The organism is uncultured Ruegeria sp. (genome assembly GCF_947497005.1).
Lineage (GTDB): Bacteria > Pseudomonadota > Alphaproteobacteria > Rhodobacterales > Rhodobacteraceae > Ruegeria.
Genome location: NZ_CANMFF010000004.1, coordinates 197,333 through 216,958, shown reverse-complemented (window position 1 = coordinate 216,958; position 19,626 = coordinate 197,333). Strand labels below are relative to the sequence as shown.

16 protein-coding genes are annotated in these 19,626 nt (G+C 55.5%); 4 read left to right on the top strand and 12 right to left on the bottom strand.

What is annotated here, in order from left to right; all coding sequences use genetic code 11:
* The first annotated feature begins 31 nt into the window (after positions 1-31).
* Positions 32-1,738 (top strand): hypothetical protein, encoded by a 1,707-nt coding sequence (locus Q0816_RS07680; RefSeq protein ID WP_298849155.1) that lies wholly within the window; start codon positions 32-34, stop codon positions 1,736-1,738.
* A gap of 34 nt (positions 1,739-1,772) precedes the next feature.
* On the opposite strand, the gene Q0816_RS07675 is transcribed toward Q0816_RS07680, so the two are convergent.
* The 4 genes from Q0816_RS07675 to Q0816_RS07660 form a co-directional block, all read right to left on the bottom strand.
* Positions 1,773-2,552, bottom strand: a complete 780-nt coding sequence (locus tag Q0816_RS07675) for an IclR family transcriptional regulator (RefSeq protein ID WP_298849154.1) — start codon at positions 2,550-2,552, stop codon at positions 1,773-1,775.
* Positions 2,553-2,563: 11 nt separating this feature from the next.
* Complete coding sequence (locus Q0816_RS07670) at positions 2,564-3,922, bottom strand: TRAP transporter large permease (RefSeq protein WP_298849153.1); 1,359 nt, start codon at positions 3,920-3,922, stop codon at positions 2,564-2,566.
* Positions 3,922-4,587, bottom strand: coding sequence for a TRAP transporter small permease (locus Q0816_RS07665; RefSeq protein WP_298849152.1), 666 nt, complete (start codon positions 4,585-4,587; stop codon positions 3,922-3,924). Before Q0816_RS07665 ends, Q0816_RS07670 begins: the two co-directional genes overlap by 1 nt.
* 65 nt (positions 4,588-4,652) lie before the next feature.
* Entirely contained in the window at positions 4,653-5,891 is a 1,239-nt protein-coding gene (locus Q0816_RS07660; protein WP_298849151.1) for a TRAP transporter substrate-binding protein, read from the bottom strand.
* Between the two features lie 109 nt (positions 5,892-6,000).
* On the opposite strand from Q0816_RS07660, the gene Q0816_RS07655 reads away from it, so the two are divergent.
* Entirely contained in the window at positions 6,001-7,596 is a 1,596-nt protein-coding gene (locus tag Q0816_RS07655; RefSeq protein ID WP_298849150.1) for a GMC family oxidoreductase, read from the top strand.
* 154 nt (positions 7,597-7,750) lie between these two features.
* Here Q0816_RS07655 and Q0816_RS07650 read toward each other — a convergent pair whose 3' ends face one another.
* From Q0816_RS07650 to Q0816_RS07615, 8 genes are all read right to left on the bottom strand, one after another.
* Complete coding sequence (locus Q0816_RS07650; RefSeq protein WP_298849149.1) at positions 7,751-8,992, bottom strand: acyl-CoA dehydrogenase family protein; 1,242 nt, start codon at positions 8,990-8,992, stop codon at positions 7,751-7,753.
* A gap of 11 nt (positions 8,993-9,003) precedes the next feature.
* Positions 9,004-10,038, bottom strand: coding sequence for a phosphotransferase family protein (locus Q0816_RS07645; RefSeq protein ID WP_298849148.1), 1,035 nt, complete (start codon positions 10,036-10,038; stop codon positions 9,004-9,006).
* A 211-nt stretch (positions 10,039-10,249) separates the two neighbouring features.
* Positions 10,250-11,224 carry an ABC transporter ATP-binding protein gene (locus tag Q0816_RS07640; RefSeq protein ID WP_298849147.1) on the bottom strand — a complete coding sequence of 325 codons (975 nt, stop codon included), beginning with the start codon at positions 11,222-11,224 and terminating at the stop codon, positions 10,250-10,252.
* Positions 11,221-12,198, bottom strand: coding sequence for an ABC transporter ATP-binding protein (locus Q0816_RS07635; protein ID WP_298849146.1), 978 nt, complete (start codon positions 12,196-12,198; stop codon positions 11,221-11,223). Before Q0816_RS07635 ends, Q0816_RS07640 begins: the two co-directional genes overlap by 4 nt.
* Positions 12,199-12,202: 4 nt before the next feature.
* Entirely contained in the window at positions 12,203-13,105 is a 903-nt protein-coding gene (locus Q0816_RS07630; protein ID WP_298849145.1) for an ABC transporter permease subunit, read from the bottom strand.
* The gene (locus Q0816_RS07625; RefSeq protein ID WP_298849144.1) at positions 13,105-14,112 is read right to left on the bottom strand and encodes an ABC transporter permease subunit; all 1,008 of its coding nucleotides are present in this window, start codon (positions 14,110-14,112) and stop codon (positions 13,105-13,107) included. The genes Q0816_RS07630 and Q0816_RS07625 overlap by 1 nt, the downstream gene beginning before the upstream one ends.
* Complete coding sequence (locus Q0816_RS07620; protein ID WP_298849143.1) at positions 14,112-15,206, bottom strand: Xaa-Pro peptidase family protein; 1,095 nt, start codon at positions 15,204-15,206, stop codon at positions 14,112-14,114. Before Q0816_RS07620 ends, Q0816_RS07625 begins: the two co-directional genes overlap by 1 nt.
* A 70-nt stretch (positions 15,207-15,276) precedes the next feature.
* Positions 15,277-16,860: an ABC transporter substrate-binding protein gene (locus tag Q0816_RS07615; RefSeq protein ID WP_298849142.1), complete on the bottom strand. Its 1,584-nt coding sequence runs from the start codon at positions 16,858-16,860 to the stop codon at positions 15,277-15,279.
* Between the two features lie 439 nt (positions 16,861-17,299).
* Between Q0816_RS07615 and Q0816_RS07610 the strand changes: the two genes are divergently transcribed.
* Complete coding sequence (locus tag Q0816_RS07610; protein WP_298849141.1) at positions 17,300-17,911, top strand: XRE family transcriptional regulator; 612 nt, start codon at positions 17,300-17,302, stop codon at positions 17,909-17,911.
* A gap of 97 nt (positions 17,912-18,008) precedes the next feature.
* On the top strand, positions 18,009-19,592 hold the full coding sequence (locus Q0816_RS07605; protein WP_298849140.1) for an ABC transporter substrate-binding protein: 1,584 nt from the start codon (positions 18,009-18,011) through the stop codon (positions 19,590-19,592).
* Positions 19,593-19,626 lie beyond the last annotated feature (34 nt).

The following is a 19,626-nucleotide window of genomic DNA, read 5'->3' as shown; positions in this document are numbered from 1 at the left end:
TCAAATGCTTTTCAGGACGGATTGTCGTCGGTTGCCTATTTCAAATCACGATATTCGTGCGCAGATGCAGCATCTTCTGGAGCACCCCGATTTCCCGGCGACTCCGCAGCGCCGGGCATTTCTGAGTTATGTGATCGAGGAATATCTGGCCGGACGCGCCGACCACATCAAGGGCGTGTCGATCGCCATTTCGGTTTTTGGCCGCGATGAAACCTTTGATCAGCAGGTTGATCCGATTGTCCGACTTGAAGCGCGTCGCCTGCGTCAGGACATAGACAACTATTATGCCGGACCGGGCCGGTCTGATCCCGTCCGGTTGTCCATTCCCAAAGGCGGGTATGCCCCCCGGTTCGAAAGGGTTGTACCCCCGGTCGTGGCCTCACCGCCCCCACAGGACCCGCCTGTGTCCGCTGTGGAAAGTCGCCGCTTGCTTTTGATTGGTCTTGGCGCTGTCTGTGCTTTGATGGCCTGCGCGTCGATCTGGATTTCCATATCCGGTTGGGGCATACAAAGATCTGCGCCCACAGATCAATCATTGCCGCAGGGCCCAGTGGTTGCGGTGCTTCCTTTTGAAACTTTAGGCAGCGGACCGGATTATTTCGCCGTTGGCATAACACAGCAACTGACCAGCGAACTGGTTCGCTTCCGTGATATCTGGGTTCTGCCTTTGGGCAGCGTTCAGCGATTTTCAAAGGGCGGCGTGGATTCACAGGCTTTGCGCTCGGAACTCAGTGCGGATTTCGCATTGGAAGGCAGCGTCCTGGATAAAGGTGACACCGTGGTGTTGTCTGCCCGTCTCATTGATCTCAAAAGCGAACGATACGTTTGGGTGCATGATTATGACGTCGGCAATTCTCCTGGAGAAATCTACGCCGGGCAAGATATGATCATCCAGGATGTAATCGGAAAACTTGCGGGCAAATATGGGGTTCTGACGCAAGATGCGATGAAAATCGCGACCCGAATACCGCCACTCAATCGTGACACCTATGATTGCGTGCTGAGCTATTACAGCTATCAGATCACAATCGACCTCAATCGACATCCGGCAATCAAGACCTGCATTCTAAGGGCTTTGGAGCACAGTCCGGATTACGCCGAAGCATGGGCCGTGTTGTCTAACCTTTACCTACAACAGATCCGGTTCGGTCTGGGGGGGCATCGCCAAGAGATACTGACTGCCGCAGACAATGCCGCGCGCCGTGCTGTGGAGGTTGACCCGAACCTGGCTGCGGGGCATTTGATGCTGGCGAATATGCGATTTGTTCTTGGTGATCTTCAGGGCTTTCGCCGGGAGGGTCAAATGGCAATCAATCTAAGCCCGAATGACAGTGCCGTTCTCGCGCATTACGGCATGAGACTTGCCTTTAGCGGCGACTGGGACGAAGGGCTGGCGATTGTGGATCGGGCGATCGCGCTAAACCCAGTGCATCCGCACTGGTTTCATTTTCCACGCGTGTTTTACGAATTCGAACAGGGAAATTACCAGCAGGCATTGACGGTTCTGGATCAGATCGACATGCCGAATTTCTTTTGGACACATCTTTGGGGCACAGTTCTGAATGCAGAATTGGGGCATCAGCAAAATGCGCAGGATTCGCTGAACAAATTGCGATCGCTGCGCCCGGATTTTGCGTCACAGGCCGACGGCATCCTGTCTATCTGGCAGTTGTCTGACCCGTTCCAGAAGAAACTGATGAATAGCCTTCGCAAGGCTGGCCTTGCAACTCAGTCCTGAAGGCCCTCGGTCGCAGGTTTTCCCGTTTTACAATTTACTCGGCCAACATATGCGACAGTTTTTCTGCACCACGGCGCAAGGTGCCGAGAAATGATATCAGGCTGCCAACATCATGCCGTTGCGTCGGGGCATGAACTGAAAGCGTGGCTACAAGCCTACCCTGCCCGTCCTGTACTGGCACGGCAATCGCCGCCATGCCTGTCATGAATTCTTCATCATCGGTGGAAAACCCCCGCTCGGCCGTAATCGTGATTTCGTTAAGCAAAGCCTTGGGCTCAGTAAAAGAGCGGTTGGTCTGCTCTTTTAGCTTCCCGGCTGACAAGAACCCGTTCAGTGTTTTGGGGCGCAAAGTGGACAAATACATCTTGCCACTGGCCGTGCAGTGGAACGGAACCTGTGTTCCTATGGGCAACTGAATCCGCAACGGCCATTTGGTTTCGACGCGGTCCAGATAAATCATGCCCTCTCGGTCCGGGATGGCCAGATTGCATGTCTCGCCCACTTCGTCGGCTACACTGCGCAGGATGGCAAGACGTGCGGTCCGCAGATGTTCGGCGGACATGGTATTCACGGATAACAGCCGCAACCGCCTGCCCGGGCCGTACGAGCGTCCATCAAGATCACGTTGCAGGAAACCTTCGGCCTCAGCCGTCTGCAGCAAACGATGGACTGTGGGTTTGGCCAATCCCAATGCATCGATCAGGTCCGAGGGTTTGACCGCCACGCCGCGCCGCGCCACCTCTTCAAGGATCAGCAGCAGGCGCAAGTTGGTTGGGATCTGGGTTTCTTTTTCTTGTATATCCGTTTCCGCCATCCCTTATCATTCTAGTTATTTGGCAGAAGGATCAAGGCCAGATCGGGGACCAGCGACACTAAAATCCAGACCGACAACAGTGCCACCAGATACGGCACCGTGTAACGCAGCAGCCGGAAGTAGGGCACACCCGTCACGCCCGAGGCTACGTAAAGGTTCAATCCATACGGTGGAGTGATGAACCCGATGGACGCACCGACGAGAAAAATTACCGAGAAATGGATCGGATCAATTCCAACCGAGGTTGCAATTGGTGCTAGAATCGGGGCCAGGATGATCGTGACCGGAAGGCTTTCCAACACCATGCCCGAAAAGAAGACGATCACCATCGAGGTGAACAATACTGCATAATAACCGCCCATCGACGTCACGAAGTCGCCGATAGTTTGCTGCGCGCCCAGCAAAGACAGGATTTGCTGCATCACCACGGAAATCGCGATCAGCGGCGCAAGGATACCGGTGATCTGAGCGGACCTGATAACGATCGAGGGGATTTCGGGGATCGTGAACCCTTCGACCACGAACATTTCGGCGTAGCTTTTTTCAGTTGGCGAGATATCATTCCGAGCCCCCATAATCTTGTTGATCGGGTAGCTAACCAAGCCCGCGATCACACAAAAGCCCACTGTAACACCTGCCGCTTCTGTGGGGGAAAACTTGCCGGTGTAAATTCCCCAGAGTACAAGTCCGATTGCAAAGAAACCCAACCATGCGCCGAACGCAGTTTTCAACACCCGGTTCAACTGCAGCGGGATCAGATGCCCCCAGCCATTTATGCGACAGATTATCCAGCAGGCGAATTGCATCCCGAAGACCATAAGTGCGCCGGGCAGAATGCCAGCGACAAACAGCTCGGAGATCGGCAGGTTCATCAGGAAGCCATAGACGATGAAGATGATCGACGGAGGAATGATGATGCCGACAGTACCGCCCGCTGCAGCGGTGGCCGCGCTGAACCTCTCGTCATAGCCACCCTTCACCATCTCAGGGTGCAACATCGACCCGATGGTTGCCGTTGTTGCCGAGTTCGACCCCGAAATTGCCGCGAAAAGCCCGCAAGCACCCAGCGATGCCATTGCCAGCCCGCCACGGATCCAGCCCAGACAGGAATAGGCAAAGTCGCTGAGACGTCGCGCGATGCCAGACTTGTTGATCAGGTCTCCGGTCAGGATGAATAGCGGCATGGCCAGGAGGGCAAAGCCCTTGTTGAAAACGTTCAGCAGCTCGGCGCCCATATTGTCCAGCGTCAACCCAAGGACAAACGAACAGCCGATGACCCAATAACCGATAACCAGCAGCACCGGCACGCCCAGCATGAAAAGAAAGGTGACCCCCAGCGAGATCAGTGTAACGAGTGTTCCGTCTGTCATCAGTCTGCCCCGATTACGGCCTGCTTGATCAGCGGCTCGCCTGTTTTCCAGTTGTGCAAGTCATCCGCGAGGTTCTGAAACACGCGCCCGACCATCAAAAAAAACGATAATGGTGCCATCAGCAGGAACCACCACTGCATGATATTGTCCGTGCCCAGAACAATCTGAAAGTTCGAGGCCGAAAGCGCCACCAGTCGCGTGGTGGTCACGATGACAATCACCGCAAAAATGAACCACAGCACCGCATCCAGAAACAGGCAGGCCAACTGCCCGCCGCGGGGCATGGCAGAACGGAATTCGCTGAAGCTCAGATGGGTGCGCAGACGCACGTTATAAGAGGCACCAAACCAGGCCATCACCATAAAGAGAAGCGGAGGAATGGTGGTGGACCAGGGTTCCTGATCATTGAAAACAAACCGGTCGATCACCCCCCAGAAAATGATCAGCGCGATAGCAAGATAAGAATATACCATGACCGAACGTTCCAAATGACGCTCGATAAGCGGTACCTTGCGATAGATCAGCATGACCAGCAGACCCCCAAGCGCCGCGACCACCGCGCCAACGACCCACGCGGCGTCGGATTGCAACGCCGTTTGAATCTCGAATGAATCCTGGCTGAGAAAAGCGCTGAAAATCGCGCCTATATCCGCCCATAGTGACATGAACCCCGTCCTCCCAGTCGGTGTTTAATTGAACCGGCCCGTTTGGACCGGTTCAGACAAATTGATCAGGCCTCGCCCTTCCACCAACGGCGCGGTTCGACGTTCTCAGGGAGCGTATCCGCAGGGATCTCACGTGCGATGTCATAGATCTCTTGGTATGTATCGATGCCACCGGCCCATTTGTTCAGCCGTTCACGCCACTGCGCCCACGGTTCGGGGTTGTAATTCGGGGCGCACATTTCTTCGGCCAGTTTGATCTGATCATCCGGCAGGAAGGCTGGGCGTACGCCGTTTTCTGCAAAGATCGTTCCCGGCAGTTGCGGGTCCGAGAACCCAACGGTGTTCAACAATGCGGCTTCATTCGCACCCTGAATCAGCGCTTGCGTGAAATACGAGGATTCCATCACCGCATCCTGCAATTCACCCCCCAGACCGTCAAAGACTTTGGCGGACATCGAGGTATGCTCGGTACCGCAGAAGAATTTCAGGTTCACGGATTGCGAGACCACCGGTGCCATGTTGGCATACGCCACAGCCGAGGCCCAGGTTTCGGCACCATCGATCAGACCAGTCTTAAGCGCATCCAGTGTTTCTTCCCATGCCACCGGCACAGGGTTCAGGTTCAGCAGCTGCATCGCTATCCGACCTAATTGCGTGCCCGTCACGCGGTTTTTGGTGCCAAACAACTCTTCCAGTTTGGTCACGGTCGGCTTGTCGGCAAAGTTCGACCCCATTTGCAGACCGCGCAGTTCACAGTGAGTGAACAGGAACTTCAATCCGTGCCGTTTTTCCAGCGGCTCACGCAGGATGCGCTGGCTCGCGGGACTATAGAAAAAGTGATACTGCGCAGCGCGGCTGGGGAACATATATGCATAGTCCAGCACGTTCAGATAAGGCGCGCCACCTGCCGAGTTCTGGGTTGAAGCCGCATAGATGTCTACAATTCCCTGCTGCGTTTTCTCAACACAGCTAAGCTGTCCGCAAATCTGGTTGTCGCCGATGAATTCAATCCGAATCTCACCATCAGTACGCTCTTCCAAGTCGCGGGCAAATTCGATAGCGCCAGCGCGTTCAATCAGAAGATTGCGCGTATTGAAGCCTGAAGCACCGAATTTCAGCGTGTGCTTCGGTTCTTTTGAGAAGCGTTTTTCATACGTGGATTCAGCCGCTTGCGCCAAATTGGCCAGGCTCATCGCCCCGCCGAATCCTCCTGCCGCAAGTAGTGTCGAGCTCATGCCGTAACGACCTGCAACCCGGAAAAAATCCCGCCGTGAAATACCATTCAGTTTCCGACCGATCCCCATTGCTTACCTCCCTGTTCGCAATTATTGAGACGTTTTGTATCAAAAAAGGCTAGTATATTTCTTACATCTTGCATAGAGTTTTTTTCAACAACGTTGGAAGGAGGCGGTCATGGAAGTGGATTATGCGGTAGTTGGCGCGGGGTCTTCGGGCTGTGTCATTGCCAATCGGCTGAGCGCCGACCCCAACACATCCGTCGCTTTGGTGGAGGCGGGTGGCCGCGATACCAACCCCTGGATTCACATCCCCGTTGGCTACTTCAAAACCATGCATAACCCCTCGGTGGACTGGTGTTATCGAACTGAACCCGATCCCGGTCTGAATGGACGTTCGATAGATTGGCCGCGCGGTAAGGTGCTGGGTGGCTCGTCTTCTCTGAACGGCCTGCTTTACGTACGCGGCCAAAAGGAAGATTACGACCGCTGGCGTCAGATGGGGAATGTCGGCTGGGGTTGGGAAGATGTCCTCCCGCTGTTCAAACGTAGCGAAGATCAGGAACGCGGCGAAGACCCTTTCCACGGTATTGGCGGGCCGCTATCGGTGTCGAACATGCGCATTCAGCGCCCGATCTGTGATGCCTGGGTCGCCGCGGCACAAGCCGCGGGATACCCGTTCAATCCGGATTATAATGGCGCAGATCAGGAAGGCGTCGGCTACTTTCAGCTGACCACCCGTAACGGTCGCAGATGCAGCTCAGCAGTGGCTTATCTAAAACCGATTCGAAACAGGCAAAACCTGAATATCATCACGAATGCACTGGTGACGCGAATAACGCTGGAGGGCAAACAGGCGACCGGCCTAGTCTATCGCGATCGCGCGGGCAAAGAGAAAACCCTGAAAGTGCGGCGCGAAATCATCCTGTCTGGCGGCGCAATAAACTCTCCTCAGATACTGATGCTATCGGGGATCGGCGACCCCGACCACCTGAAGAAGAACGGGATCGAACCGGTGCATGCCTTGCCCAATGTCGGCAAGAAACTGCAGGACCATTTACAGGCCCGCCTCGTTTTCAAATGCAACGAACCGACATTGAATGACGAGGTGCGTAGCCTGTTCAATCAGGCTCGGATTGCCCTCAAATACGCTTTGTTCCGCGCAGGTCCGATGACAATGGCCGCCAGCCTTGCAACTGGATTCATGAAAACACGCCCCGATGTTGAAACGCCCGACATTCAGTTTCATGTGCAACCCTGGTCCGCCGATAGTCCCGGCGAAGGCGTACACCCGTTTTCAGCCTTCACCATGTCAGTGTGCCAGCTGCGACCAGAGAGCAGGGGCGAACTGCGTCTGAACGGGCCAGATCCGTCAGAGCATGTCAAAATCGTTCCAAACTACCTGTCGACTGAAACGGATTGCAGAACCATCGTTGATGGCGTGAATATCGCGCGCAGGATCGCACAAAACAATCCGCTCGCCTCGAAAATATCCGAAGAATTCAGACCCACCTCTCAGCTCTCCAGCGACGATTACGAGGGCACGCTGGACTGGGTCAGATCGAATTCGGTTTCGATCTATCATCCGACCGGTACCTGCGCGATGGGAACGAACGAAACCGCGGTTGTCGATCCGGCACTCAGAGTTCACGGCATCGGAAACCTGCGGGTCGCTGATTGTTCGATCATGCCCGAAATCGTCAGCGGCAATACAAATGCCCCTGCAATCATGATCGGAGAAAAGGCGAGTGATTTGCTGACTGCCGGGGCGTAGCATGGCGTCCCGTGCATCCGTGCTTTTTGCGCATCTGGGCCGCAACCCATGTGTTCCTCGAACGCTTCGCCCCAATGCGGATTTTGTGAAATGCAAAGGTCGCAGACGACCATTGCATCATTAAGACTTCGCGCGGTTTGACATCTACCGTGAGCTAGCGCAAGGGTGGTGTCAGCCATTGATCTGACATGCCAAAGTTGGAGTTCTTCAGCTCCTGCTTAGCAATAGCCTGCAGATGAACCTCATCCGGCCCATCCGCATAGCGCAAGGCCCGGGCCCAGGTATAACTGTCAGCCAACGGCGTATCAGGCGTCATACCCATCGCGCCAAAAACCTGCATGGCGCGGTCGGTGACCGTTGCATGCACATTTGGCGCCACTACCTTAATCAAAGAAATTTCGCGGAACGCCGCTTTCGCGCCCACCTGATCAATCTTCCAGGCTGCTTTCAGGGTCAACAGGCGCGCTTGCTCAATCTCTAATCGGGACTTAGCGATCCACTCTCGGATCACGCCCTGTTCCGAAAGCTGCTTGCCAAAAGTCTTCCGTTCCTGCGCCCGTTCGACCATCAGGTTTAGCGCCATTTCCGCCGCCCCGATCGAACGCATACAATGGTGAATACGTCCCGGCCCAAGCCGCGCCTGCGCCAAAGCAAACCCACCGCCTTCTTCGCCAAGAAGGTTGCTGACCGGGACACGCACATCCTTGAACACAAGTTCGGCATGGCCTTCGGGGTCGTGCATGTTCAGAATGGTGGGGTTGCGCACAATCTCAAACCCTGGAGTGTCCTTAGGGACAATGACCATGCTCTGCTGCTTGTGCCGGTCGGCGTTAGGGTCGGTTTTACCCATGACGATGAACAGCTTTGTGTTCGGATGGCAGGCATTGGTGATGAACCATTTTCGGCCATTAATGACATAATCATCGCCGTCGCGCCGGACCGAAGTGGTAATATTGGTCGCGTCCGAACTGGCCACATCCGGTTCGGTCATTGCAAAGGCTGATCGGATCTCACCGTTCAACAGAGGCACCAGCCACTCCTCGCGCTGCTCGGCCGTGGCGAACATATGCAACAGTTCCATGTTGCCGGTGTCAGGCGCGTTACAGTTGAATACTTCCGAAGACCAGCCAACCTGCCCCATCAACTCTGCCAAAGGCGCATATTCCAAATTGGTGAGCCGTGTGCCGGGTTCATCTTCTCGCAAGGAAGGCAGGAACATATTCCAAAGCCCTTCGGCCTTGGCCTGCGCTTTAAGATCTTCCATGAAGGAGACAGGGAAATTGCCTGCCTCAATCTCTTCTTTGTGGTCGCGGATACGCGGATAGATATATGCCTCCAAAAAGGCTTTCAGCCGGTCGTGCATTTCCGCAGCGCGCGGCGATGGGGCAAAATCCATTGTGATCCCTTTCAGTGAGTTGCGGCCGAGATTTCGTCGAGCGCCATTTGCGCCAGAGGAGCCACCAGACCCTTGAACGCCATTGCGTTCTGATTTGAAGCATTGCCCGCTAACGCACGGCTGTAGACACCCTGCGCAATCGCAGCCATGCGGAAGAAGGAAAACGCCAGATAGAAGGTCCAGTTTTCAATTCCCGACAACCCACGCAACGCACAATAGCGGTCGATCATCTCAGCCTCGGACGGGATGTTCAGCGCAGTACGATCCAACCCTTGCAACCCCCGGATCAGACCGGTCGGCGGCAACCTGAGACAAACACAGAAATAGCCCAGATCGGCCATCGGGTGGCCCAGTGTGGAAAGCTCCCAATCCAAAACCGCCGCGATTTGCGGGGTGCCCGAAGCGAAGATGAAATTGTCGATGCGGAAATCGCCATGGATCAGACTGACCGAACCGTCATCGGCGGGCAGGTTGCCGACCAGCCAGTCCATCAACTGTTCCATTCCGGGCAGGTTATCGGTTTCCGCGGCGCGGTACTGCTTGGTCCAGCGGCTGTATTGGCGCTCGAAGTAATTCCCCGGCTTGCCAAAGCCCGACAGACCAACAGTATTAACGTCAACTGCGTGCAATGCGGCCAAAACGCGGATTACTTCGTCGAAGATCGGCTGACGGTTTGCCATCTCCACCTTGGGCAGTGCCGGATCCCAGAATATCCGGCCCTCTTGAAATCCCATGACATAGAACATGGAACCAATGATATCCGTATCGTTACACAGCACGAATGGCTTGGCGACCGGCACCGTACTGCCATGAAGCGCCCTGAGAACGCGGTATTCTCGATCCACCGCATGGGCCGAAGGCAGCAGATCGCCGGGTGGCTTCCGCCGCAGCACGTATTTCGCACCGCCAGTGGTCAGCAGATAAGTTGGATTGGACTGCCCGCCTGAAAACTTCTCGTATGTCTGAAGACCGGTGAAATCTTCGATATGGCGCTTAAGGTAAGCTGAAAGGCGTTCGACATTGAGTTCGAGGCCTGATGGAGTCATGCAGGGGTCTCCGTGATCCGCTGAGATACGTTGTAGCTTACCGTCACTGATGGCGTTTGTGAAACTTACCTATGTGGTTTCTGCCATAAATCCGATGAATGACGTGGCGATCCAGTTCAAAAAAATCGAACTGAACCTCTTTTGTCGTCTTCGGCGCCATTTATGCCGTGCAGCGATCGACATCGCGTCGAACATGCCGGTGCCAGCCAGCTCAGACCTGATCAGCCGGGCCATGCAGCGGATGCAGACACGCAACCTGATGAATTTCTCTGTCAAGCTCGGGCAATGCCGCTCTGCACTGGTCAGTCGCCAGCCAGCATCTCTTCGCAAAAGCACAGCCTGTGGGAATGTTCATCGGCGACGGCAACTCGCCTTCCAGCTTGATCCGCTCTTTCCTTGCTTCGGGGTCGGCCCGTGGCGTCGTGGACAGCAGCGCCTTGGAATAGGGATGACGTGGCGCGGCGAACAGCTGCTCTTTTGGGGCTTTTTCAACAGCACGACCCAAATACATAACGATCACGTCATCAGAAAAATGCCGAACCACCGAAAGATCATGCGAGATGAACAGATAGGCTAGGTTCAACCTCTCCTGCAAATCCACAAGCAGGTTCAGAATCTGAGACTGAATCGAAACATCAAGGGCTGAAACCGGCTCATCCAGAACCAGAACCTTGGGGTTCAGCATCAGCGCACGTGCGATGGCAATCCGCTGGCGTTGCCCGCCCGAGAACATATGCGGATAACGGTCATAATGCTCGGGTCGCAATCCCACCAGTTCAATCATGTCGCGCGCTTGCCTCTCACGGTCAGCGGCGCTCATTTTCGGACGGTTGATGATCAGAGGTTCTTGCAGAATCTGACCGATCCGCTGACGCGGGTTCAATGATCCATAGGGGTCCTGGAACACAATCTGCACCGTCTCGCGCATTTTGCTCCACTGCGACGGAGTTATATCGACACCGTCAATCGTCAGACTGCCGGCCGTCGGCTCTTCTATCATGGCGACCAGTCGCGCCAGCGTTGACTTGCCGCAACCGGACTCACCGACGATGGCCAAGGTCTTTCCGGGTTTCAGATCGAAATCCACCCTCGAAAGCGCCTTTACCGTCGCTGATTTGGACAGCAACCCGCCCTTTACCGCGTAAAATCGGGCCAAACCTTTTGCCTGAACGATAGGTTCGGTCATGCCAATTCTCCGGCTGCAATTTTTTCAACGTGGTGGCAGCGTGCTTTGCCAAAGGCCTCAGCATGAGGTGTCGGTGGTTTTTCAGCACAGGTTGCGTCTGCAAACTGGCATCGCGGGCTGAACAGGCACCCTTTGGGCCGGTCGAATTGCCCCGGCACAACGCCTGGAATTGTCGGCAGGATCTTTGACGTCGCGCGTTCAGGCAATGCGTTCAACAAAGCCGCAGTGTAAGGATGACGCGGTGTACGGAACAGATCTCCGACGGGCTGTTCTTCGACTTTCTGCCCGGCATATTGCACTTGAACCCGTTCGGCGGTTTCAGCCACCACGCCCATATCATGAGTTATCAGCACAAGGCCCATATCATATTCATCGCGCAACCGGACCAGCAGGTCGAGTATCTGCGCCTGTATGGTCACGTCCAATGCCGTTGTGGGTTCGTCCGCAATCAGCAGCTTGGGCTTGCAGGCGATGGCCATCGCGATCATGACGCGTTGGTTCATGCCCCCAGACATCTGATGCGGAAATGTGTTCAGGCGGCTTTCAGGTGCAGGAATTCCCACCAGATCGAACAGCTCGACCGCGCGTTCATGACGATCCTTGCGGTTCAGCCCCAGATGAATACGCAAGGCTTCTTTGATTTGGAAACCGACCGTGAAACAGGGGTTTAGTGACGACATCGGCTCCTGAAAGATCATCGCCATGTCCTTGCCGATGATCTTCCGACGCTCGCGGGCCGAGATGCCGGCCAGGTCACGCCCCTCAAAGCTCATCTCGTCGGCAGTGATGGTCGCGGTCCACGGCAACAACCCCATCAGCGCCAGCATCGACACCGACTTGCCCGATCCGCTTTCCCCCACGATGGCCAGCAGCTCACCCTTGTTGACCGACAGATCGACGCCATCCACGGCGCGAAACTTGCCCGAGGCGGTGGCGAATTCAACAGTCAGGTTGCGGATCTGCAAAAGGCTCATGCGATCAGCTCCGTTTCAATTTTGGGTCCAGCGCATCGCGCAGGCCGTCGCCCATCAGGTTGATGGCAAGTACGGTCACAAGGATCGCCAAACCGGGGAAGGTAACCACCCACCAGGCGCGCAGTATGAATTCGCGCGCTTCGGCCAGCATGGTGCCCCATTCCGGCGTGGGCGGTTGCGCGCCCATACCCAGAAAGCCCAAGGCAGCGGCGTCCAGAATCGCCGTTGAGAAGGACAGTGCTGCCTGCACGATGATTGGCGCCAGACAATTGGGCAGCACAGTGATGAACATCAGCCGCGACTTGCCCGCACCGGCCACCCGCGCCGATGTGACATAATCTTTCTGTCGTTCCGCCAGAACTGAAGCGCGGGTCAGGCGCACGTAGTGGGGCTGAAACACGATAGCGATCGCGATCATCGCGTTGGTCAGCGACGGGCCAAGGATGGCCACCAGAACTAGCGCCAGCAGCAGCGAGGGAAAAGCCAGAATGATATCCATCACCCGCATGATCAGCGTATCGACCCATTTGGGGGCAAAGCCCGAAAGCAGGCCGACCATCACACCGCCCGATACGGCAACACAAACAACAACGATCCCGACAAAGAAGGAATAGCGTGAGCCCATGATCAGGCGTGACAGCATATCCCGGCCCAAAGGGTCGGTGCCCAGTGGAAAAGCCCAGCTTCCACCTTCCTGCCATGCCGGTGGTTGCAGGATGTGATCGCGGAACTGCTCTGTCGCATCATAGGGGGCCAAAAGCGGCGCGAAAGCTGCGCAGAACACAAAGGCAGCAAAGACCCACAGCCCAATAACCGCACCGCGGTTTTCGCTGAAGTAGTACCAGAATTCACGCAGGGCGCTGGGGCGATTTTCGGATTTGGTAGGAGTTGCGGACACTTCGGCCATCACCGCCTCCGGATTTTGGGGTTGATGATGCCGTACAGGACATCGACCAGCAGGTTCACCAGCATCACAATCACCGCGATCATAAGCAGACCGCCCTGCACCACTGGGTAATCGCGGCGGAAGATACTATCGACCATCCACTTGCCGATCCCCGGCCAGCTAAAGATCGTCTCGGTCAGGATCGCACCCGCAAGCAATGTACCAACCGACAAGCCGATCACGGTAACAACCGGGATCAGAGCGTTGCGCAGCGCGTGCAACCCGTTGATCCGCGTCGGAGAAAGGCCCTTGGCGCGAGCGGTTCGGATATAGTCCTCGCCCAGCACTTCCAGCATCGCCGAACGTGTCTGGCGCGCAATCACCGCCAGCGGGATGGTGCCAAGTACGATGGTTGGCAGGATCAGGTGCCGCACGGCGGAACCAAACGCGCCTTCCTGCCCGGATAGCAGGCTGTCGATCAGCATAAAGCCCGTAACGCTGGGAAAGTAATACAGCAGATCAATTCGACCCGAGACCGGCGTCCAGCCCAGATTGCCGGAAAATACGATGATAAGTAGCAGCGCCCACCAGAAGATCGGCATGGAATAGCCAATCAGGGCTGAGGACATCAGCGCGCGGTCAAAGAACTTTCCCCTGTTGACTGCCGCGATCACGCCCGCAGGCAGGCCCAGAGCCACTGCAAAAATCATCGCGCAAAGCGAAAGTTCCAGCGTCGCCGGGAACAGCGCAAAGAATTCGTCCCAAACGGGTTTTTTGGTCACAAAGCTTTCACCCAGATCACCTTGCATGACGCCAACAAGATAGTCCCAGTATTGCTGAAGCACGGGTTTATCAAAGCCCAGCTTCTCGACCATTTCCTGATAACGTTCCTCAGTCATACCACGTTCACCGGCCATGACGATAATCGGATCGCCGGGCAAGACGCGAATGAACATGAAGGAAATCAACGTCACACCCAGAAAGGTCGGGATGAACATGCCCAGTCGAGTTAGAAAATAGCCAATCATCAGTGACCTATGATTCTGAGATTTTTGGGAAAGCTGGTCAATGACCGGCAACCATCTTCCGTCACCAGTACGTCATCTTCGATGCGCACACCGAAATTGTCTAGTTCATATAGCCCGGGCTCGTTCGTCCAGACCATTCCCTTGCGGATCACCTGATCGTTGCCGCGCATGATATAGGGGGCCTCGTGAACGTCCCGGCCCAAACCGTGGCCCGTTTTAGTTCGGATGCGGTCGGCATAGGGCGAAGCCTCAAGCACGCCGATCACCGCGTCGTCAATATCATGCGCTGTCACGCCGGGGCGGCAGACCTCGAAACCTTTTTGGTTGGCACGTAGCACTGTGTCGTAGACCGCCCGACCCTCGTCCGAGACCTCGTTAACAAAGAAAGTCCGGGTGATATCCGCTGCGAAGCCCTGATTGCGGGCTCCGAAGTCGAACAGCAGAGCGTCACCGGAACGAATCTCGTAGTCCGCGCGCGCTTTGCCATGCGGCCTGGCAGAGTTGTCACCTGCCGCTACGATTGGATTGAATGCCAGTGACTCGGCCCCTTCAGCAAACAGCGCTTGTATTAAAGTCTGTTCGACCTGCTTTTCGGTCTGGCCGACACGCACGCGGGCGATGACCTGCTCCAGAGCGCGTTCGGAAACATCGATGGCGGCTTGCAAAGCCAAGATGTCGTCGTCGGTCTTGACAATCCGCAGCCCGGAAATCTCGCGCTCGCCGTCCACGATGCGCAGGTCCGGCATTGCACGGGTCAGGGCCTTGGACACAAACACCCGCATCACCTGACCTTCTACCGCCACAGACGACAACGGCATGTGATCGGCCAGTGCGGTAAACGCATCTTCATATCCGGTCTGATCGAACCAATCGAACACTGCACCATCAAATCTGACCAGTTCCCATGAGCCGAGTTCGAGATTTGGAACGATGGCCGCCGGGCTTCCCTTCGCCGGGATCACTACCAGAAACGGGCGTTCGTGGCTCATAAAGGCTTTGCCCAACGCGCGGGTGAAATTTGGGCCGGGCACCAGCGCCACGGCATCAACAGACATATCGCGGGCCAGTTGGCTGTATTCGGACAAATCCGGCATTCAGGCCAGTCTCCAATAACAAGAAAACCAAAGCCGCCCAATCAGGCGGCTTTGGCAAATGAGTGGTGATTTACTCGACGCTCACATCATAAAAGATGTGTCCGCCCAGCGGGTGCACTTTGTAGCCCTGCACCTTGTTGCTCATCGGCATGTAAACAACCGAATGCGCGATGGTCGCCCATGGCGCCTGATCCTTAAAGATCACCTGAGCGTCTTCGTACAGCTTGGTGCGTTCGGCCTGATCGGTACTCTGCTTAGCTTGCAGGATCAGATCTTCGAACGGCTGGTGGCACCACTGCGCACGGTTCGACGCTTCGCGACCATCACAGCCCAGCAACACGGCCAGGAAGTTGTCCGGATCGCCATTGTCACCGGTCCAGCCCAGCAGAACCGCTCCGTCCCGGTTCAGGTCTTTCGAACGCGACAGGTATTCACCCCATTCATACGAGACGATTTCGACATCGACGCCAACCTTCGCGAAATCCGCCTGGATCAGTTCAGCCATACGACGTGCATTCGGGTTGTACGGGCGCTGTACCGGCATCGCCCAGACCTTCATCGACAGGTCGGAAACGCCTTCTGCCTCAAGCATCGCCTTGGCCGCTTCCGGATCATAAGCGTCGTCGGTGATCGCGTCGTTATAGCCCCACATTGTCGGCGGGATCGGGTTCTTGGCCGCCTGACCCGAGCCTTGGAAGACCACGTCGATGATCGCCTGCTTGTCGATTGCCATATTCAGCGCCTTACGCACCTTGGGGTTGTCGAACGGCGCCATTGTGGTGTTGTAGGCCAGATAGCCGACGTTCAGACCCTCCTGCTCCATCATGTTGATGTCCGCATCATCCTTCATCGCCTGAATGTCGGCAGGGTTAGGATAGGGCATCACATGGCATTCACCGGCTTTCAGTTTCTGATAGCGCACGGACGCATCCGGGGTGATGGCAAAGATCAGATTGTCAACCTGCGCCGGGTCTTTCCAGTACTCGCCATTGGCTGAGTAACGGATCACTGCGTCCTTCTGATAGGCCACAAATGAAAACGGCCCGGTACCGATGGGCGCTGTGTTCAGTTTTTCAGGCGTTCCAGCTGCCATCATTGCATTGGCATATTCCGCCGACACGATCGACGCGAAGTCCATCGCCATGTTGGCGACAAAAGGTGCTTCGGGTTTGGACAGGGTGAATCTCACAGTGTAGTCATCAATCTTTTCGATGGATGAGACCAGATCAGGCATCCCCATACCCTGGAAATACTCCCAAGTACCGCCTGATATTTGATTATAAGGGTGACTTTCGTCTTTCTGACGCATGAACGAGAAGATTACGTCATCCGCATTGAAGTCGCGGGTCGGAGTGAATTCGTCATTGGAATGGAACTTTACCCCCTGACGCAACTTGAACGTGTATTCCAGACCATCGTCGCTGGCCTCGACACTTTCGGCCAAGCCGGGGATTACGTTGGTTGTGCCCGTTTCAAATTCCAGCAACCGATTGTAGATCGGATGTGAAGACGCATCAAAGGTCGTCCCTGCGGTGAACAGAGCAGGATCGAACCCTTCAGGCGAGCCTTCGGAACAATAAACCAGAGTATTTGCCTGCGCCACGGCACCCGTCAGGGCAATCGCAGTGGTTGCGGCCAGAAGTTTGAGTTTCATGATTTTCTCCCAGAAAAGGACTTTTCAAGACAATCGCAGGGCTCTTTGTCGTCAGAGCATTCAGTGACAGAACAAGTCGTCGCGATCTCGCTGCTAATGTATCCAAAATACAAAATCTAATGTCAACAGCGTCTGTCGCAGTTCACTGTAAAGCATGCATCTGCCCTAAGTCCCGGAGGGGTGCGGTCGAGACTGCTTCATTTTCACTTTACTCACCTGGAATGACTTACATCCCTTGCCCTCTGCATTGGGTTCAGCATTAAAACGGCATCGGGGATTTTGCCCATACTCGTGAACGCTGATCTCCGAACCCACTTTGTGCCGAGATCACCAGGAAGGATTCGGAAAATCGTTTTTTAGCCTAATCAAAAAAATTTTGATCTTCACGAAATAGTTCTATTGAATGGATCGCACTGTCCGAACTGCAGAGGACCTGCGAATGCAATCACCGACCGAGCACGTCAAAACCAGACAAAAGGGTAAACCGACTGAATTGGGACACGCCATCCGCAGGCGCCGCAAAGCGATGGGAAAAACACTGGATCAGGTGGCCAGATCCGCAGATCTGACAACAGGATTCCTGTCGCAGGTGGAACGTGGGTTGAGTTCGCCGTCGCTGACTTCGCTGATGGCTATTGCTGCGGCGCTGCAAACCAGCATCGAACAATTGCTGAGCGTGCCGGAAGTGTTTACCCAATATGTCGCCCGAGACGGCAGACAAACATACTCTTTGGGGACACGCGGGCGGTATTACGAAAAGCTGGGACCGGGATTCGCCGGAGCGTTATTTCACCCGCAGATCGTTCACCGCCCGCCAGGCCATGTTTCTGAAAAGATGTGCCACACTGGTGAAGCTTTTTGCTACCTCATGTCCGGGCAGCTGGAATATCATCTGGGGGATCAGATTTTCATCATGTCTCCCGGCGACGTGATTCATCATGATACATCTACGCGACACTATTCGGTCGTGCTTGGCGAAACCGAGGCGGTTGAACTGTGGGTGACGACCTCACCTATGAATAATGCGATCGATCAGGGGCAGGATTCATAAAAACTTTTTATCTTCTACTAAAAAAAACTTTAGTATTGTAAAAAAATGATTACTCTCCCGTCGCGTGAAGCATGTGCTTTTGCGGGAGGATAAGAGAATGCAACTGAAATCGGTTTTGGGATTAGTGCTGGCCACGACGTTGGCCGTGCCGGCGCTGGCGCAGGAAAGAGGCGGAACACTGAACTTCGCCCGTTATGATGGATCAAGGCTGATTGACCCGATCTATGCCGATCGAAATCCCGACATCTGGATGGTAGGCAGCCTGTTCGACACTTTGTTGCGCGGTAGCGCCGACGGGAATTCTGTTGAGCCTGGTCTGGCTGAGGCATTCTCCGTCTCGGAAGACGGCAAAACGGTGTCGTTGACCCTGCGCGAGGGCGTTCTGTTCGCCGATGGCGCACCCATGACCGGCGATGACATTGTGTTTTCGCTCGACCGGGCACGGAACCCGGACCTTAGCCCCTGGGCTGGCCTTCTGGGCTCGATAGACACCGTCTCGGCTGATGGCAACGCGATTACAATTGCCTTGAAAGACCCTGATCCGACCATCCTGTCGATGCTGGCCACCTTCAATACGGCCATCGTTTCGAAGGCCGCTTTTGAGACTGCAGCAGGCGAGACAGATCAGGACAAATCCGCAGCAATCTTTGCCTCGACATCCGCTGGCGTCGGTTCTGGCCCGTTCTACCTATGCGGGTTCGAACAAGGGTCTTCGATGGATTTCTGCGCCAATGAAAACTATTGGCGCAATGGTGCCGATGGAAAACCACTGCCCTATTTGGAAGCCGTGCATTTCGAGATCATCCCGGATGACGCCACGCGCATTCTGAGCCTGCAAGCCGGTGAAGTGGACGCTGCTGAATTTATCCCGTTCAGCCGCGTGGCCGAGCTGGAGGCCGATTCAAATATCAACATGCAGCTCTACCCTTCGACGCGAATCATCTATTCGCCGATCAACACGCGTGACACACGCGCGGATGGGTCGCCTAACCCGTTGGCTGATGCTCGGGTAAGACAAGCATTGAACTATGCTACTAACAAAGATGCTTTGATCGGGGTCGTCCTACATGGTGCCGGTCAGCCGATGAGCTCGCCGCTGATGGCCAAGGCCACACAATTTTCCACCGATCTGAGCCCGCTCTATGCGTTTGACATGGAAAAAGCCAAAGCGTTGGTTACCGAGGCCGGTCTGGAACAAGGTACTGAGGTTACTCTGACCACTCTCGCAGGTTCGGCAGACGACTCGACGATCTTTGCGGCACTTCAACAGATGTGGGCACCGCTGGGTATCGAACTGGTGGTCGAGCAGGTGGATGGCGCCACACGCGGTGCAAAGAACCGTTCCGGCGAATTTGACATCCATACGTATGGCTGGGTCAACGACGTGAACGACCCCAGTCAGGTTGTCGGCTGGCTGGGCTACACACCCACGGCCAAGGCCGTTGGCACCGGATGGGAGAATGCCGAGTTCAATACACTGTTCGAGGAAGCCGCAAACGAAATGGACCCAGAAGCCCGCAAGGTCAAATTCGCCAAAATGCAGGAACTTTACGCGAACGCGGCCCCCTTGCTGTTCATGTATGAAACCCCCTTCGCAGTGGCGCTTAGAACTGCGGTCGAAGGCTATGTTCAGACGCCCTTGGGTAATAACATCTTCGATGAAGCAACAGTCAGCCGTTAAGAGCTGATGCCCTTGCCTCGCCGCACCCTGGCGG

Coding starts and splice junctions, on each gene's coding strand:
- Q0816_RS07675 (WP_298849154.1), bottom strand. CDS start 2,552: ATGGCGGAAACGGATATACAAGAAAAAGAAACCCAGATCCCAACCAAC.
- Q0816_RS07670 (WP_298849153.1), bottom strand. CDS start 3,922: ATGACAGACGGAACACTCGTTACACTGATCTCGCTGGGGGTCACCTTT.
- Q0816_RS07665 (WP_298849152.1), bottom strand. CDS start 4,587: ATGTCACTATGGGCGGATATAGGCGCGATTTTCAGCGCTTTTCTCAGC.
- Q0816_RS07660 (WP_298849151.1), bottom strand. CDS start 5,891: ATGGGGATCGGTCGGAAACTGAATGGTATTTCACGGCGGGATTTTTTC.
- Q0816_RS07655 (WP_298849150.1), top strand. CDS start 6,001: ATGGAAGTGGATTATGCGGTAGTTGGCGCGGGGTCTTCGGGCTGTGTC.
- Q0816_RS07650 (WP_298849149.1), bottom strand. CDS start 8,992: ATGGATTTTGCCCCATCGCCGCGCGCTGCGGAAATGCACGACCGGCTG.
- Q0816_RS07645 (WP_298849148.1), bottom strand. CDS start 10,038: ATGACTCCATCAGGCCTCGAACTCAATGTCGAACGCCTTTCAGCTTAC.
- Q0816_RS07640 (WP_298849147.1), bottom strand. CDS start 11,224: ATGACCGAACCTATCGTTCAGGCAAAAGGTTTGGCCCGATTTTACGCG.
- Q0816_RS07635 (WP_298849146.1), bottom strand. CDS start 12,198: ATGAGCCTTTTGCAGATCCGCAACCTGACTGTTGAATTCGCCACCGCC.
- Q0816_RS07630 (WP_298849145.1), bottom strand. CDS start 13,105: ATGGCCGAAGTGTCCGCAACTCCTACCAAATCCGAAAATCGCCCCAGC.
- Q0816_RS07625 (WP_298849144.1), bottom strand. CDS start 14,112: ATGATTGGCTATTTTCTAACTCGACTGGGCATGTTCATCCCGACCTTT.
- Q0816_RS07620 (WP_298849143.1), bottom strand. CDS start 15,206: ATGCCGGATTTGTCCGAATACAGCCAACTGGCCCGCGATATGTCTGTT.
- Q0816_RS07615 (WP_298849142.1), bottom strand. CDS start 16,860: ATGAAACTCAAACTTCTGGCCGCAACCACTGCGATTGCCCTGACGGGT.
- Q0816_RS07610 (WP_298849141.1), top strand. CDS start 17,300: ATGCAATCACCGACCGAGCACGTCAAAACCAGACAAAAGGGTAAACCG.
- Q0816_RS07605 (WP_298849140.1), top strand. CDS start 18,009: ATGCAACTGAAATCGGTTTTGGGATTAGTGCTGGCCACGACGTTGGCC.